This is a genomic window from Tunturiibacter gelidiferens (genome assembly GCF_013410115.1).
GTDB lineage: Bacteria > Acidobacteriota > Terriglobia > Terriglobales > Acidobacteriaceae > Edaphobacter > Edaphobacter gelidiferens.
Genome location: NZ_JACCCV010000002.1, coordinates 1,898,524 through 1,911,303, shown reverse-complemented (window position 1 = coordinate 1,911,303; position 12,780 = coordinate 1,898,524). Strand labels below are relative to the sequence as shown.

11 protein-coding genes are annotated in these 12,780 nt (G+C 59.1%); 4 read left to right on the top strand and 7 right to left on the bottom strand.

The window, feature by feature from the left end; all coding sequences use genetic code 11:
* The first annotated feature begins 32 nt into the window (after positions 1 to 32).
* Complete coding sequence (locus tag HDF12_RS20060; RefSeq protein WP_373563973.1) at positions 33 to 1,634, top strand: hypothetical protein; 1,602 nt, start codon at positions 33 to 35, stop codon at positions 1,632 to 1,634.
* A gap of 6 nt (positions 1,635 to 1,640) precedes the next feature.
* On the opposite strand, the gene HDF12_RS20055 is transcribed toward HDF12_RS20060, so the two are convergent.
* Together HDF12_RS20055 and rpmE are read right to left on the bottom strand one after the other, a co-directional pair.
* On the bottom strand, positions 1,641 to 2,876 hold the full coding sequence (locus HDF12_RS20055; protein WP_179587149.1) for a tRNA dihydrouridine synthase: 1,236 nt from the start codon (positions 2,874 to 2,876) through the stop codon (positions 1,641 to 1,643).
* 144 nt (positions 2,877 to 3,020) lie between these two features.
* Positions 3,021 to 3,257 (bottom strand): 50S ribosomal protein L31, encoded by a 237-nt coding sequence (rpmE, locus tag HDF12_RS20050; protein WP_179586303.1) that lies wholly within the window; start codon positions 3,255 to 3,257, stop codon positions 3,021 to 3,023.
* Positions 3,258 to 3,455: 198 nt separating this feature from the next.
* Between rpmE and HDF12_RS20045 the strand changes: the two genes are divergently transcribed.
* Positions 3,456 to 4,211 (top strand): ATP-binding protein, encoded by a 756-nt coding sequence (locus HDF12_RS20045; RefSeq protein WP_179586301.1) that lies wholly within the window; start codon positions 3,456 to 3,458, stop codon positions 4,209 to 4,211.
* Between the two features lie 70 nt (positions 4,212 to 4,281).
* Here HDF12_RS20045 and HDF12_RS20040 read toward each other — a convergent pair whose 3' ends face one another.
* The gene (locus HDF12_RS20040) at positions 4,282 to 4,446 is read right to left on the bottom strand and encodes a hypothetical protein (protein ID WP_179586299.1); all 165 of its coding nucleotides are present in this window, start codon (positions 4,444 to 4,446) and stop codon (positions 4,282 to 4,284) included.
* A gap of 354 nt (positions 4,447 to 4,800) precedes the next feature.
* On the opposite strand from HDF12_RS20040, the gene HDF12_RS20035 reads away from it, so the two are divergent.
* Together HDF12_RS20035 and HDF12_RS20030 are read left to right on the top strand one after the other, a co-directional pair.
* A complete protein-coding gene (locus HDF12_RS20035) occupies positions 4,801 to 5,304 on the top strand; it encodes a DUF2393 family protein (protein WP_246373774.1) in 504 nt (167 codons plus the stop codon).
* A gap of 219 nt (positions 5,305 to 5,523) precedes the next feature.
* Complete coding sequence (locus HDF12_RS20030; protein ID WP_179586295.1) at positions 5,524 to 6,435, top strand: OmpA family protein; 912 nt, start codon at positions 5,524 to 5,526, stop codon at positions 6,433 to 6,435.
* A 365-nt stretch (positions 6,436 to 6,800) separates the two neighbouring features.
* On the opposite strand, the gene kdsA is transcribed toward HDF12_RS20030, so the two are convergent.
* The 4 genes from kdsA to HDF12_RS20010 form a co-directional block, all read right to left on the bottom strand.
* Entirely contained in the window at positions 6,801 to 7,637 is an 837-nt protein-coding gene (kdsA, locus tag HDF12_RS20025) for a 3-deoxy-8-phosphooctulonate synthase (RefSeq protein ID WP_179586293.1), read from the bottom strand.
* A gap of 54 nt (positions 7,638 to 7,691) precedes the next feature.
* The gene (locus HDF12_RS20020; RefSeq protein WP_179586291.1) at positions 7,692 to 8,150 is read right to left on the bottom strand and encodes a helical membrane plugin domain-containing protein; all 459 of its coding nucleotides are present in this window, start codon (positions 8,148 to 8,150) and stop codon (positions 7,692 to 7,694) included.
* 36 nt (positions 8,151 to 8,186) lie between these two features.
* Positions 8,187 to 11,213, bottom strand: coding sequence for a formate dehydrogenase subunit alpha (gene fdhF, locus HDF12_RS20015; protein WP_179586289.1), 3,027 nt, complete (start codon positions 11,211 to 11,213; stop codon positions 8,187 to 8,189).
* A 172-nt stretch (positions 11,214 to 11,385) separates the two neighbouring features.
* On the bottom strand, positions 11,386 to 12,774 hold the full coding sequence (locus HDF12_RS20010) for a CCA tRNA nucleotidyltransferase (RefSeq protein WP_179586287.1): 1,389 nt from the start codon (positions 12,772 to 12,774) through the stop codon (positions 11,386 to 11,388).
* Positions 12,775 to 12,780: the final 6 nt, after the last annotated feature.

Below are 12,780 nucleotides of genomic sequence, written 5' to 3'. Positions count from 1 at the left end.
CTATGCCGCCAAGAGTCTCCTCCGCGGAGCCCGTGCAGACGGTAGAACAGATCACCGCTGCACTTGAATCCTTTTTAGCTGAATCTCCCCGCGCCGTGGTGTTGGAAGATGGCAAAGTCCTCTTCGACATGCGCGAGGCAAAGTACAAGCTTGCGACCGAGCACGGCCGGTGCACGCTGCATCTGTGGGGAGAGGACCGCAATCTCGTTCGGCGAGTGAGTGGTACGACGCTTCGCAACGGAGTGCTGCGGCTGAGCACGCACCGGTTCGGACAGACCAAACCACAGACGCTTGAACTTGTAACCGATCGCGATCGCCGTACACCTTCTACGCGGGAGGCGACGCGAGTGCGGTATCTGAAGGTGTTGGAGCGCGTTCTGTTGCGCAGCTTTCCGGAGTTCAAGGTGGATGGGCTTCGTACCGCGATGGATCTTGAGAAGAGCTTCGGGCCTGCCTATGCGCGCGGATCGCTGATCCAGGGGCAAAAGGCTTGGGCTGTGATCGCCGTCAATGAAGAGGAGACCCAGGCGACCGTCGATGGAATTTTGACTCTGGGGATTCTATGGCTGCAGCACTGCCGCGACTCCGGGGATGGGCGAAGGCTGTATCAAGGATTGAAGCTGATCGTGCCGCGTGGAATGGCGATACTGACTCTTTCGCGAATGGCGTGGCTCAACCCGTCGGTTGCCCGGTGGGAGTTGTGGGAGTTGGACCAGAAGTCGGAAGAGTTGGAGCAGCGTGACGCGGCCGACCATGGCAACCTGACCACCCGTCTGATGCATGCTCCTAATGAGCACTCCGCACACGAGCGATTTGCCGAGTCCACGCTCCGTGTGATGACGCTCGTGCCGGAGACGATGCGCGCGGTGGTGGAGCAGCGTCTTCGCAGCGGCACGGAGCTAGCGTTTTTGCTGCACGGCCTGGAGTTTGCGCGGGTGCGAATGGGCTACGCGGGAAACTCGTTCAACAGTGCGCAGGAGATCACCTTCGGCGCCGGCGCGAACGAGACTCCCATGACCGAAGAGAATGTGAACGAGCTGCGCGAGCTGGTGGCGCGATTGTTTGCACGGCGCATCGCTGGCGGCGACAAGCGCGATCCACTTTATCGCATGCAGCCCGAGCGCTGGCTGGAGAGCGTGCTCAGGCGTGATTTCGAGCCGCTCGATGCGCGCCTCGATCCGAAGCATGTTTACACGCAGGTGCCTGCGTTCGCCGCCGCGGATCGTGGAATGCTCGACCTGCTCGGCATCACCGAAGACGGACGGTTGGCGGTCATTGAATTGAAGGCCGACGAAGACCTTCACCTCGCTCTGCAGGGGCTGGATTACTGGGTCCGGGTGCGATGGCACCATCTGCAGAATCCCGATAACACCACTGGGTTGGGAGAGTTTCAGCGGCACGGATACTTCGGCGGGCTGCGCTTGTCGGCCGAGCCTCCGCGACTTTATCTGGTGGCACCAGCGCTGAGAGTTCATCCTGCGACGGAAGTCGTGCTGCGGTACCTTTCACCGCGAGTCGAATGGAGTCTTATTGCGCTTGATGAGCGTTGGCGTGCGAAGGTGAAAGCTGTGTGGCGCAAACGGAACACAGACGCCGGGTCACACTCCACGCACGTGTTGCAGGGCAGAGTCTAGCCGCAATCAATCACAGTAGGCTGCGGAGGTGAGAAGCTGGCCGTCCTGCGTGACCATCTCGGGATGGGAAACGAGCTCGTCCGCGCGGTTCGAGAAGAAGTTTTCAATCGCGCCGAGAACTGCATCGCCGTTCTTCGATTCGAAGATCTGTTTGCGCAGCGCGCTGCCGCCGGGGACGCCGTGGGTGAACCAGCTCGCGAACTGCTTCATCTTGCCGACGCAGTCGCGGTGGCGCTGCTCGCGTGCAACTTGTCCCGCGGCGGTGATGGCCTCCGCGCGTGCTGCTTCGGCTCGCTCTTCGAGCGCGATCTCATCGACCAGCATCTGGAAGTAGGTCCGAATCATGCGATAGCGATCCTGGTCGGTGGGCTGGTCGTAAGTGCCGAAGCCGGTGGCTTCTTTCGACGCGGTGTACTGCGCGATCTGCCGGAAGATCCAAGGATTCGAAGGAGCGGTGCGGCCGATCATCACGGCGTCGCATCCGGTGACATCGACCATGGCGGCGGCGTCCTCGGGAGTGCGGATGTCGCCATTTCCGATGACCGGGATCTTCACAGCGTCTTTGACGGCGGCGATGTACTCCCAACGCGCCTGGCCGGTGTAGCCGTCTTCGCGGGTGCGGGCGTGCAGTGCAACGGCGTTCAGGCCGCAGTCCTCGGCCATCTTCGCAAGGTCGACGCAGACGATGTGCTTGTCGCTCCAACCCATGCGGAACTTTACGGTGAAGGGAATTGAAACGGCGGCACGTACGGTCTTGAAGATCGTCTCGATCAGGGGCAGATCGCGCAGCAAGCCGGAGCCTCCATTGCAGGCGACGACGCGCTTCGCCGGGCAGCCCAGATTCAGGTCTACGAGGTCGAAGCCTGCGTCCTGCACAATGCGCGCCGAGTCAGCGAGCGTTGCGGGATTCGAGCCGAAGAGCTGTGCGGAGATGGGGTGTTCGTCGTCGTAATACGTCAGGTAGCGCTTGCGCTTGGTCTCGCGCATGCGAGATAGGCCGTCGGCGGAGGTGAACTCCGTCATGATGAGACCGCAGCCGGATTGCTGGTTCGAGGTGACGCTGTCAATGTTCGACGCCCGATCGACTGCGTCATCGGTCGCACTGGTGAACTGGCTGGCGTTCTTGATGAAGCGGCGAAAGACTGTGTCGGTCACCCCGGCCATAGGAGCGAGTACCGTCGCAGGCGCGATCTTCACGTTGCCGATGGTGAAGCTCGCAGGCACGCGGGAGTGCTCGGGCATCGTATGCTCGGCTGGATCGTCCCAGCGCTTCTGTTCGAGGGTGTAACGCTTCTTCACGCTGCTTGTAGCCCTTCCTGCGACTAGTTTAGACAAAACAAAGGCCCCCGCGTAGTGCGGAGGCCCCTGGGTGATTTAGGCGTCCGCTTACTTCGCGGCGGTCTCTGCCTTGCCGGCGTCCGACTTGGCGAACTTGCGGCGGAAGCGCTCGACGCGACCTGCGGTGTCGATCAGCTTCTGCTTGCCGGTAAAGAACGGGTGGCAGGCGGAGCAGATTTCGACGACGATGTCGCCTTTATGCGTGGAGCGGGTCTCAAACGTGTTTCCGCAGGCGCATTTGACGTGGATGTTGTCGTACTTCGGGTGAATACCTTCTTTTGGCATGGTAACTATCCTTTTCTGAATCTTGGGTATGCCTGCCGGCTCGCGGATCGCTTGCAACGGAAGAGTTCACGTCACATCGAAGGGCCTGTCGCGCCGCCGCTTGCGCCTTTTCGGAGCGCTCAAGCAGTTTCCTCAGTTTAACTCAGATTCGCACAGGGGGCAATTGGATTCAGATGCTGCCATACTGAGAGGACGGCTATGAGTGAAGTCTGCACGATATGCGGTGGCGCGGGGATGTTGATCCTGCAGGAGGATGGCAGGCAGTTCGTCAAAAACTGCGTCTGCCGGGTGCAGAAGCGGGCCGAGCGCATGCTGGGCCGCGCGCACATTCCGAAGCGGTACGAGCACTGCTCTCTCGAAAGCTACGAGACGGACTTTCCCTCCTCAAATCGGTCGCTCACTCTGGCCCATCTGCGCGCAAGGAAGTTCGTCGACGGCTACCCGGTCGAGACGGCTGGAACCGGGCTGCTGATCACTGGTTCGATCGGCGTCGGAAAGACGCATCTGGCAGTGGGGATTCTGCAGGCGCTGGTGGCGGAACGCGGCGCAACCGGTCTCTTCTTCGACTACCGCGACCTGTTGAAGCAGGTGCAGAACAGCTACAACAATAAGGTCTCCGCCACCGAGCTCGAGGTACTGGCACCTGTCTTCGACGCCGAGGTTCTCGTGCTGGACGAACTCGGCGCGTCGAAGCCCACAGACTGGGTTTGGGACACGGTCGCACACATTCTAAACACCCGCTACAATGACCGCCGCACCACGATCATCACAACCAATTACGCGAACGCGGGCCCTCTTGGCACCGAGAGCGGCGTGCGTGGGGCGATGCGCGAGGAGACGCTCGGCGACAGGATCGGCGAACGGATGCGGTCCCGACTGCAGGAGATGTGTGTTGTCGTAGAGATGCAGGGCGAAGACTTCCGCCAGAAGGTCAAACGTGCCAGCTTTGCCTAAGCGATGTTATTTCAGGCATCGGTCGCTGTCGTTTGAAGCATGAGCTAACGCAACAGCGAGCCTAACGAATTTAGACCAGCGTGACCAGCAGAAACAGGCCGGCAGTAAGCGCGGCGAGCTGATACATGCGGTCTGCCGCGATGGGAACCGTGACCCCCTCGGCAACCCGCAGGCCGTTCTTAGGATCCAGGGACGAGAACGGCAGCTCAGGCGAAAGATCGATTTGCTCGTTCATGCTTACCTCTCCTCGCGGTTCCGATCCGCTGCAGTCGGTCAAAGATCCGTCCAGGTGCAATTAGCCGACACCCTATAGATGTTCCTTAACGCGAGAATGCACCATGAAGTTCTGGTGTTGGCATGAAAATTCGTCGAAGTTTTTGTCGCGGACCCTCTATTGATTCCTTTTGGGGAGGTCAAGGGCGGCTGAACGAAAGAGCAGGTTCAGTTGGCAGTGGCATCCAGCGGTATAAAATCTCCGCTTATGAGCGAAGACCGTCGTCCACTCGATACCCCGGTTAATCCATCTGATTCCTCACGGAGCACTCCGATTCCGCCAGGGAGCAGCGAGAACAGTAGCCCACAGCCTGCGATGTTCGAAAGCAAGCCGCCGGAAGGAGGTGGAGTTCCGGCCGCAGCATGGGGTGTGGCGGGGTTGGTGGTCGTGGTGGTGCTCATCGGCCTGGTCTTCGCGACACGCCATAAGCCGCAGGCTTCCCCAAATACGATCCAGCCACTGGCCGCCTACGCTGCAGAGCTTCCTCTTTCGCAGCTTGCGATGAGCGAGTCGACGAGCCTCTCAGGAGGAAAGTCGACCTTCATCGACGGTCACATCCAGAACGCCGGTGGTCAGACCGTATCCGGCGTCACGGTTCAGGTCATCTTCCGCAACGACGAGGCCATGCCGCCGCAGGTGGAGACGCTGCCGTTATCGGTAGTCCGGATGCGCGAGCCTTATATCGACACACAGCCAATAAGCGCCTCCCCTCTAAAGCCAGGCGAGGAGCGGGACTTTCGCCTTATCTTCGAGACCATTCCCGCCAACTGGAACACGCAAATGCCCGAGATTCACATCATTAGCGTGAACATAAAGTAGCGGCCCTTAGGGGAGATCGGGTAATAGTTACCCGGCCCCCGGGAAGATTTTGCGTGAGTCGGTTGTAATCTCCCGCCTGTCTGGAACTCACGATCTTGTCTAAGCTACATATTATCAATGGGTTGATACGTTTAAGTACTTTGGCACGCTACCTGCTCTAGCAAGTGCATGTTGACGTCTGGAACACAGGCGCAGAGTCAGAAAAGGAGAGCAGACCAAATGATGAAATCCGGAACTACTTTCGGCCTCCCAGCTTTACTGTTAGGTAGTGCATTGGGCATCTCGGCATTCGCTCAGACGAGCACTCCCGCGACGCAGACAACAGACCCGGCAGCAGCCAGCTCGACCTCGGGCGCAACGAGTCCAGACGACAAGTCCACCTACGCCACCGGCAAGCCCCTCGCTGATCAATCGAAGGAAGGCTTCTGGGGCCACATGAACCCGTTTGCCCGCAAGAAGTGGGTAAACAGGCAGACAGCGCCCATCAAGGGTCAGGTCAACGAACTCGATCAGCTTCAGTCTAAGAACGCTAACGATATCAAAGATGTAGACTCCCGTTCGCAGGCTGGCATCAAGAATGCAATGAATTCGGCAAACACGGCCGACCAGCATGCACAGGATGCGGCGAATCGTGCGAACTCCGCCCAGACCCTTGCCGGTAATGCAAGCAGCCGCACAGATTCCCTCGGCAACACGGTCGGCAATCTCGATCAATACCAGACAGTCTCTTCGACATCAGTGAAGTTTGCCTCGGGTCGTACCGCTCTCGGGCCCACCGGTAAATCCGATCTCGACAATCTCGCCACTACACTTTCTGGCGAGAAGGGCTACATCATCGAAGTGCAGGGTTATAGCAAATCCGGTGTTCAGACCTCGCAGGCAATGGCTGACTCTGTCGTCCGCTACCTCGTCACCGAACATCAGGTTCCGGTCTACCGCATCTACAAGACTGGCCTCGGCAAGAACACCGCCAAGCCGGCAGATGGCGAGCAGGCAGTCGTAAACGGGGTTCGCGTCACGCTGCTCCATAACAGCTTGGCATCGATGAGTTCCGACTCGGCGTCCAGCGCAACAGCAACGCCAAAGACCTCCCACGCGGGAGTAAGTTCACCACAAGAGGTGAATCAGTAGCCCTCCCCCAGGACGGTGTAGTTAGTCTCGCACCGTCCGCAAGTTTGCCGAGATAGCGACCTAGAGCGCACTCGCAAAAACCTCTCCTAACCAGAGAGAACCAAGGCAGATTGGCCCCTCACTGAGGGGCCGCTTTTTTTAAGCGGTAATGTCCTGCCGGACGTGCCCGGTGCGCGCGGTGCGGTCACTTCGTGACGCGTCTACCGGTCTAGGCAGAATTGGCTGTATAGAGCCTCCCGCTGGTCGGCACGAAGATTACGCCCGAGCATCGCGAGGACCCAGCCTATTCCCAAACCAAGACAAGGTATACAAGTCACGAAGCGACCGCCCTCCGCGCAGGAGGCCCCGTCCGGCAGGACGTTCTTCTAGCGAACGGCATGTTGCACCGCCAGCAGCTGCTCCAGCACAGCCTTAAGATGGTTTAGATGAAGCGCATTGGCTCCATCGGACTTCGCCTCAGCAGGATTGTTATGAACTTCAAGAAAGACACCATCCACCCCAGCGGCGACTGCCGCGCGAGCCAGCACGGGGATGAACTCCGGCTGCCCGCCGCTAACGCCGTTGCCCGCTGAAGGCGTCTGGACAGAGTGGGTGCCATCGAAGACCACCGGCGCAAACCCACGCATCACCGGCAGCGAACGCATATCCACCACCAAGTTGTTGTATCCGAAGCTCGCGCCGCGTTCGGTCAGCGAGACACGGTCGTTTCCGCTCTCGCGAATCTTTTCGACGGCGTGCCGCATGTCCCAAGGCGCGACAAACTGGCCCTTCTTCACGTTGATCGCGCCACCGGTCTTCTTCGTTGCCTCGGCTGCAGCGATCAGCAGATCCGTCTGGCGACAGAGAAACGCCGGAATCTGCAGCACATCCACTGCTTCGGCAACAGCGTCGCAATCTGCGGCGGTGTGCACATCGGTCAACACAGGCAGGCCCGTATTCTCCCCGATCATGCGAAGAATGCGGCAACCCTCCACCAGCCCCGGCCCGCGAAAGCTCTTGATAGAGGTTCGATTGGCCTTATCGTAGCTGGCCTTGAAGATGTAAGGAACGCCGAGGTCTGAGGTGATGCGTTGAATCGCATCTGCCATCATGCGTGCATGGCTCTCGGACTCGATCACACACGGTCCTGCAATGAGAAAAAGCTTGCCCCGGCCTACCGGGACCTGATGTGGTGCACTACCTATATCGAAAGAATGAGTCACATCGTTTATTTGACCATAGCCCGCGACACCGCGCGTTCCCTGGGATCGTGTTGCTTAGTTCTTCAGCGACCTGCCCAGCCCGGAGAGAACCAGCGTCATGAACGAGAGTCCGCGGCGGCTGTCTTCGCTCGTCGCGCGTCTGGCCAGCTGCCACAGGCTCGGTGCCTCTCGCTCCGCCTGATGCTCTTTGGTCGCATGCGCCATCACCTTCGAGAGCTGATCGAGCACCTCAGGATCGAGCTCCGTCAGGATCTTCGCTGCGGTCAGCAGATTTCGGATCGCTGCGATGCCCTCGGGCTGCGCCGCGTACTTCGACAACGTATTGAAGATCGTATCCTTCGCGCCGATTGCGCCGTGCAGCAGGCTGAGCAGACCCTTCCGGTGCGCCTCTTCAAGCACATCGTAGGCCAGCAGCAGCGCCTCGGCATGTTCTTCCGGAGCCTTCTCAAGCTTGCGCACTAGATCGGCTTTAAAGTCGACGGTAATCGGTTTGAAAGCAATTGGCTTTGCCATAATAGCTCCTGAAAGACAGCTCTGAGGTCGAAAAAATTAGACGGTATTGGAGGTAATCTGAACGAGTTTGTCAGAGGCAGCGGTGCCGGGCAGATGGTAATCCTTGCGTGCCCATTTGCGCTCGATCTCGAGACCCGGCTGTGGAGTGCGCGTGCCGTAACGGAAGTTTCTCCGCGGCAGAGGATTCTCGCCCTGCTCCGGCAACACCGTCATGCTCACGGCCGTCTCTTTGAATGCAGGAGTATGCGTCGCGCGATCGGTAAAACTGCTGGTCAGCCGGTTCACCGGTTCGTCCACTGAGTTCAGCGTCATGTAGAGCTGCTTGCCCTTCACGCGCTCGGACACCAACACCTGCACACGAGCCTTGCCATGCGGCGAGGTCACCTGCACGAAGCGTCCAGTAGTCACTCCGCGTTCAGCCGCCAGCTCCGGCGAAACCTCGATCCAGCTATTCGGCGTAATCTCCCGAATACCCGGCGTACGGAAGGTCATGCTGCCCTGCTCAAAATGCTCCAGCAAACGGCCGTTGTTGAGGTGCAGATCGTAAACCGAACTAGTCTCCTCCGATGGCGGAACGTACTCGATCGGATAGAACTTCGCCTTACCATCGGGAAAAGGAAAGCCCTCGGTAAACAATAGCGGCGAGTCCGTGCCGTCGGCATGTACCGGCCACTGCAGGCTATCGAAGCCCTCCAGCCGCGTATAGCTCACCCCGGCAAACAGCGGAGTTAGCCGCGCCACCTCGTCCATGATCTCGGAAGGATGTTTGTAGTTCCAGTTACCGCCCATCCGATTGGCAATCAGCTGAATGATCTCCCAATCGGCCTTCGACTCACCCAACGGCTCCATCGCCTTGTTGATGCGTTGAATCCGGCGCTCTGTGCTGGTATAGGTCCCGTCTTTTTCGAGCGATGCCGCTGCCGGCAGGATCAGGTCGGCAAAACGGCAAGTCTCTGAAAAGTTGATGTCCTGCACAATCAGGAACTCGAGCTTCTCCAGCGCGCTCCCGACAAAGTTCGCGTTCGAGTCAGAGGTGATCGTGTCCTCACCTTTGATGTAAAGCGACTTCAGCGTTCCATCCAGAATTGCCTCAACCATCTCGTGATTGTCTTTGCCCGTCGTGGTCGGCAGCGTAACGCCCCAGTCGGCCTCGAACTTTGCCCGGACCTCCGGGTCATCTACCTTCTGATAGCCGCTGAAGACATTCGGCATCGACCCGTAGTCGCTCGCTCCCTGCACATTATTGTGGCCGCGCAGAGGATAAGCTCCAGCTCCGGGCCGCATGTAGTTTCCAGTGACCAGCAGCAGATTCGAGAGCGCCGTCGCCGTATCCGATCCGCCGCAATGCTGCGTCACGCCCATCGCAAACAGGATGCACGTCCCATCCGCCGCCGCAATCTCATGTGCCACAGTCGTCAACGTGGCAGCGGGAACGCCGGTAATCTTTTCCGCATACTCCAGGGTGAACGGCTCAAGCGACTTCTTGAACTCATCGAAATGATTCACCCATTTGTTGACGAAGTCCATCTTCGCCAGGCCGCTGTCGATGATGTACTTCGACACCGCACACATCCACACGGCGTCGGTCGACGGGTTCGGACGGAAGAAGATATCGGCGCGTTCGGCCATCTCATGCTTGCGCAGGTCGGCGACAATCAGCCGCTGCCCACGATGCTTATGCGAACGCTTCACCCGCGTGCAAAGTACAGGGTGATTCTCCGCAGGATTCGCCCCAACGATCAACACCAGCCCGGCTTTTTCGATATCTGCAATCGAACCCGAGTCGCCGCCGTAGCCAACGGTGCGCTGCAGTCCCATCGTTGCAGGGTTCTGGCAGTAGCGAGCGCAGTTGTCGACGTTGTTGGTGCCGATCACCGCGCGAGCCAGCTTCTGCATCACGAAGCTCTCTTCATTGGTGCACTTGGAAGAGGCGATAAACGCCAGCGCATCCGGCCCATGCTCGTTCTTGATGCGTTTGAAGGTGTGCTCGATGATGGCGAGTGCCTCGCTCCACTCGATCTCGCGGAAGCTCTCTCCATCGCGCAGCAGAGGCTTCACCAGCCGATCATCGGAGTTGATATGACCCCACGCGAACTTGCCTTTCACGCAGGTCGAGATCCCATTCGCAGGTCCATGTGTCGGCTCTATCTTCAGAATGTGACGTTCCTTGGTCCATACCTCGAAGCTGCATCCGACCGCGCAGTAGGTGCACACCGTCTTGGTGCGCTTGGTGCGCTCGTTGCGCATCTCCGACTCCATCTCGGAAAGCGACAGGATCGGCCCATATCCGATCGGCGGCTCGACACCCTTCACCACGTCGATCATGTTGTTCAACGTAGCGGCCGGGAGGTCGGTCATGTAGCCCGCTTCGCCCAGCATCGACTTCTCCATCAGCGCGTTGCACGGACAAACCGTCACGCAGTGCCCGCATGAGACACAGCTCGAGCCCTCGATCTGCGTTCCGCCATCCCACAGCACCCGCGGATGATCGCTCTCCCAGTCGATCGACAGCGTCTCATTCACCTGCACGTTCTGGCACGACTCAACACACCGCCCGCACAGAATGCACTGGTCCGGATCGTAGCGGTAGAACGGGTTCGACATGTCCTTTTCATACGGCTTCCGCTTGTACTCGCGGTGCTGGTGCTTCACATCCAGAACCGCCGTCGTATTGTGGATCGTGCAGTTCTGATTGTTGTTGTCACATACCGTGCAGTACAACATGTGATTCTCGAGGATGCGGTCGAAGGCCTCGCGCTGTGCGATGTCGACAGTCTCCCCGGCGGTCTCCACCTTCATTCCCGCGACGACTCTGGTCGAACACGCCCGAGCCAGCTCTCCATTCACCTTCACCAGACAGGTGTCGCAGCTTTCGATAGGCCCCATCTGCTTCATGTAGCAGACCTGCGGCACAGGCTTCTGTGCACTCACCGCGGTGCGCCGATTCAGCAGGTCGATCAACAGTTCACCGGATCGCCCAGGCACCTGCAGTCCATCAATGGTCAACTGTGTATTCGGAGTGTGCTCGGCAGGAGTGTTCAGCAGCGATTTCGTAGTAGCCATAGGCCCTCTAAGATGCAAAGCAGAATAGCAGGCGATGCTCTGTCTGACCACTCCATCTCTCTCAACATTACACCCGAATTCGCGATGACAAATTCGTTACAAAAATGCACCGGCAAACGCTTCTGTCGCATCCAAACTGGCTCGGCTGCCAGACAACTTTTTCATGGGGAGTCTACGCGTCGCGCGGTTCACCCCACCGCGCCCTCACGACGGCCAGACCCTCTTCGGTTGTAGTCGCTAAACCCTCAAGCTGAGCATCCTCCGCAGCCTCCAGCATCTCTTTAAACTGCGGGCTCGGGCGATATCCCGCAGCAATCAGATCCCGTCCCGTTACGAGCAGCTTCGGTCGCATCTCTTCGACAGGTGCGGCTTCATACCGGTCCTTCGCAAACTCGTACAGCCGAAGGTCCCCATGCGCCGACATGCAATCCATCCAGTGCAGCCCAAGATGTTCGTCGAACTTCGGCAGCCGAAGAAACCGTTTCAGCGTCGACTCGCGCATCTGCAGAATGTCTCCAAAGCGCATGTGGTTCTTCACCAGTGCGACGATATGCTCAGTGTCTTCATTAGAAAATCGCAGCCGCGCAAGAATCGTCTCGGCGATGCGGACTCCCACCTCAACGTGTCCATCGAACCGGATGCGGTCCCCCGGCTTCTTGGGATCAGGTGGACGAAATGTAGCAGGCTTGCCGATGTCGTGCAGCAGCGCTCCCCACGCGAGCGTTGGCGATACACCCGGCTTCAGCTTCTCAAGCAACAACATTGTGTGCACCCACACATCGCCCTCCGGATGAAACTGTGGCGGCTGCTCTACGCCGCGCATCTTCACGGCCTCAGGCAGAATGTGCTGCAACAAGCCGTACTCATACAGCATCTCGAACGCCCGCCGCGCATGTCCCTCCGTCAACATCAGCGTCAACTCATCGCGAATCCTCTCCAGGCTGACCTGCGTAATCTCTGCTGCCAACTCCTTGACCGCCGCAGCAGTCGCGGAATCTATTTCGAACTCCAGCCGAGCCGCAAACCGTACTGCCCGCAACATCCGCAGCTTGTCTTCGCTGAAGCGATCCTTCGCAGTGCCAATAGTCCGCACCCGATGCTTCGTCAGGTCCTCACGCCCACCAACGAAGTCAAGAATCGCCTCCTCGCCCGGCCCTGCCAGCGGATCGAACAGCATCCCGTTGATCGTAAAGTCGCGCCGCTGCACATCCTCACGCGGATCGGTCGAAAACCGCACCGCATCCGGCCTCCTCCCGTCGCTGTAAGCCCCATCATGCCGAAACGTAGCGACCTCAGTTGCAATCTCGCCGCCGTTTTCATCTGGCGTGCAAACCAGCACCACCCCAAAGTGCGCACCAACCGAATAAGTCTTCGCAAACATGCTCATTACCACATCCGGCGTCGCGCTCGTCGCTACATCAAAGTCCTTCGCCTCAACTCCAAGCAGCAGATCCCGCACGCAACCACCCGCGAAGTAGGCTTTATACCCCGCCGCTCGCAGAGACACCACGATCTCTCGCGCTGCCCTGTACCTCGAGTTCTCGCCCCAAAGCTCGCTCATGCTTCC